Origin of the sequence: Lutispora sp. (genome assembly GCF_041687175.1) — a bacterium.
In the GTDB taxonomy this organism is placed as follows: Bacteria; Bacillota; Clostridia; order Lutisporales; family Lutisporaceae; genus Lutispora.
This window is the reverse complement of the sequence record NZ_JAWLCK010000214.1, coordinates 1-2,703: the sequence shown is the minus strand read 5'-3', so window position 1 is coordinate 2,703 and position 2,703 is coordinate 1. Positions and strand designations below refer to the sequence as shown.

Genomic DNA, 2,703 nt, shown 5'->3' with positions numbered 1-2,703 from the left:
AGGGATTAAGCATGAAAAAAAAAGCGGTGCTCAGACAGCTGGAAGAGGAATTTGACAGTCTCACCCCAAGCTTTCAGAAAATAGCAAATTATATCTTAATAAACTATAAATATATACCAGCCATCTCTTCAGCTGATTTAGCCGAAAAAGTAGGAGTTAGTGATGCTAGCATTGTAAGGTTTTGTCAGAGATTAGGCTATGAGGGTTTTATTGAATTTAAAAATCTTTTGTTGATGGAAATAAATGATACCGGAGAAAATCCGGTTGACAAGATGCTAAAGTCCATACAACTAATGGGAGAAGATAATAAGGATTATGCTTACCTTTTTCAAAATGAATTAGCAAATCTAAATAGAACCATTATGAACTTCGATGCAAATGTGTTGAAGTCTGCAGTAAGTGAGATTGAGAAAGCTAAAAAAGTATATATACTGGGGATGGGAAGTTGCAAGCCTATAGCCGAGTTGATATATCACAATTTTAGAAGATTGGGTTTGAATTGTGAGACTATTACATATGGGGGTATAGCCTTATATGAAAATTTGTATAGGATTGATAATGATGATCTGCTAATTGCCATTAGTTTCCCCAGGTATTCCATCGACTCATATAATGCAATGAAGCATGTTCATGGTATAAAAGCTAAGTCTTTAATAATTACAGATAATAATGAAAATAAACTTGCCCAACTTGCTGATTATGTTTTAATCGCAACAAGTGAGATTCCCATATATTTTTACAATTCTTATGTAGGACCTATAGCTCTATGCAATATACTGGTATTCGAATATTTTTCTAGAAACAAAGAAAAATGTTTAAAACATCTGGAAAATATAAAGAACTTGAGTAAGTATTTTATTTCAAAATGATGAATATTTAATTTAAGACTATGGTTAAAGCCTAGTCTTTTTTTATCGTATAAATAATCAAAAAATTTAAACTATTTTTGTAATAATACTTGCAAAATAACAATATTATTATTATAGTGTAATTAATGCTACATTGTTTTCTTAGAAATTTTATTTAAGGGGTACGTGTATGAACTATATAACATTGAGAGATACCGTAGTGGAGATAGACCTTGATAAGATGGCTTACAACATGAGAAAAATTAGAAAGATGGTTGGAGATAGTGTAGCCATAGCGGCTGTTGTTAAGGCTAATGGTTATGGTTGCGGTGCTTTAGATATTGCTCCTACAATTATGGAAAATGGGGCAGACTACTTAGCTGTTGCAACATTGTCAGAAGCACTTGAATTGAAAAGAAGGTACAGAGACTACAGTATATTTATTATGGGTTATACTCCTGACGACCAGTTAAAGTATATAGTTGAGAATGATATAACTCAAACTATTTTTTCATTAAGACAAGCTAAATTATTAAATGATTTAGGAATACTTTCGTGTAAAAAACCAAAGGTTCATATAAAATATGATACAGGCTTTAACCGATTAGGCTTTATCGACTGCGATGAAAGCATATCAGAAATTCATGAGATATTTAAGTTAAAAAATTTGAATGTTGAAGGAATATTTTCGCATTTCGCACTGACTAGTCCTGAGGAAGATGAGAGACAGTATAGGAAATTTATAAAGGCAGTAAATAAGATTGAATCATTAGGTTGGAGCTTTAAATATAAGCATATCTGTGATAGCATTGCCACTGTTGATTATCCTCAGTACAGGCTCAATATGATAAGACCAGGAGCAATAATATATGGTTTAAAATCCTATGAGAATGAACGTATCCATTTTAAACAGGTAATAACATTTAAGTCAAAGGTTTACTTTATTAAAAAGATAAAAAAGGGTGAAGGTATAAGCTACAACTATCTTTGGAGGGCAGAAAGAGACAGTGTCATAGGCACTATTCCCTTCGGCTATGCTGATGGTTATCCCAGAAATATGAGGGGTAAAGGATATGTACTCGTAAAGGGGATGAAGGCACCTATAGTTGGAGTAATATGCATGGATCAATGCATGGTAGATCTTACAGATATAGAAGATGTAAAAGAAGGAGATGAGGTTATCATCTACGGAGACGGAACAAATGATGCTTTGGATGTACAAGCCATATCTGAACTGGCAGACACAAACAAAAATGAGATAATGTGCAGGATTACCAGAAGAACCCCTCGTGTATATATAAAGGATGGCAAAGTAGTGAAGGTGCTTGATTATTCGCTGGATTCGAGTATTGAAGATAAGAGCGAAATATAAAAGGAGGTGCGTATAAGTGGGTAAGTATATTATAAAAAGAATCCTTTCGGCAATGTTAACCATCTGGTTTATTATTACCATTACTTTTTTTCTTATGAAAGTAATTCCCGGCGATCCATTCAGTGCAGATAAGATGCCCAATGCAGAGATAAGAGAAGCCATCTTTGCAAAATATGGACTAGATAAACCTCTTTACATACAGTATTTTAAATATCTCAGCAATTTCATTAGAGGGGATTATGGTGTGTCCTATATGAAACAGGGTCTCACTGTAGAGAGGATAATTTCCGATGGGTTTCCTTATTCATTGATGATAGGCTCATACGCCTCTGCTCTTATAATTATAGTAGGTATCTCTATGGGAATAGTATGTGCTTTGAGACAAAACAAGCTTATTGACAGATTTGTTATGATTCTTGCAACCCTCGGAGCCACTATACCTAGCTTTGTCCTAGCTACAGGTTTTCTGTATTTGTTCAGTTC

Annotated in this window: 3 protein-coding genes; all 3 read left to right on the top strand. The window is 33.7% G+C overall.

Annotated features, from left to right (window positions below):
* Window positions 1-869, top strand: an 869-nt coding sequence (locus ACESM9_RS15440; protein ID WP_373000778.1) for a MurR/RpiR family transcriptional regulator, incomplete at its 5' end; no start/stop codon positions are given.
* Window positions 870-1,038: 169 nt separating this feature from the next.
* Window positions 1,039-2,220, top strand: a complete 1,182-nt coding sequence (gene alr / locus ACESM9_RS15435; protein ID WP_373000774.1) for an alanine racemase — start codon at window positions 1,039-1,041, stop codon at window positions 2,218-2,220.
* Between the two features lie 16 nt (window positions 2,221-2,236).
* Window positions 2,237-2,703: ABC transporter permease (locus ACESM9_RS15430; protein WP_373000771.1), on the top strand; the 467-nt coding region annotated here is incomplete at its 3' end.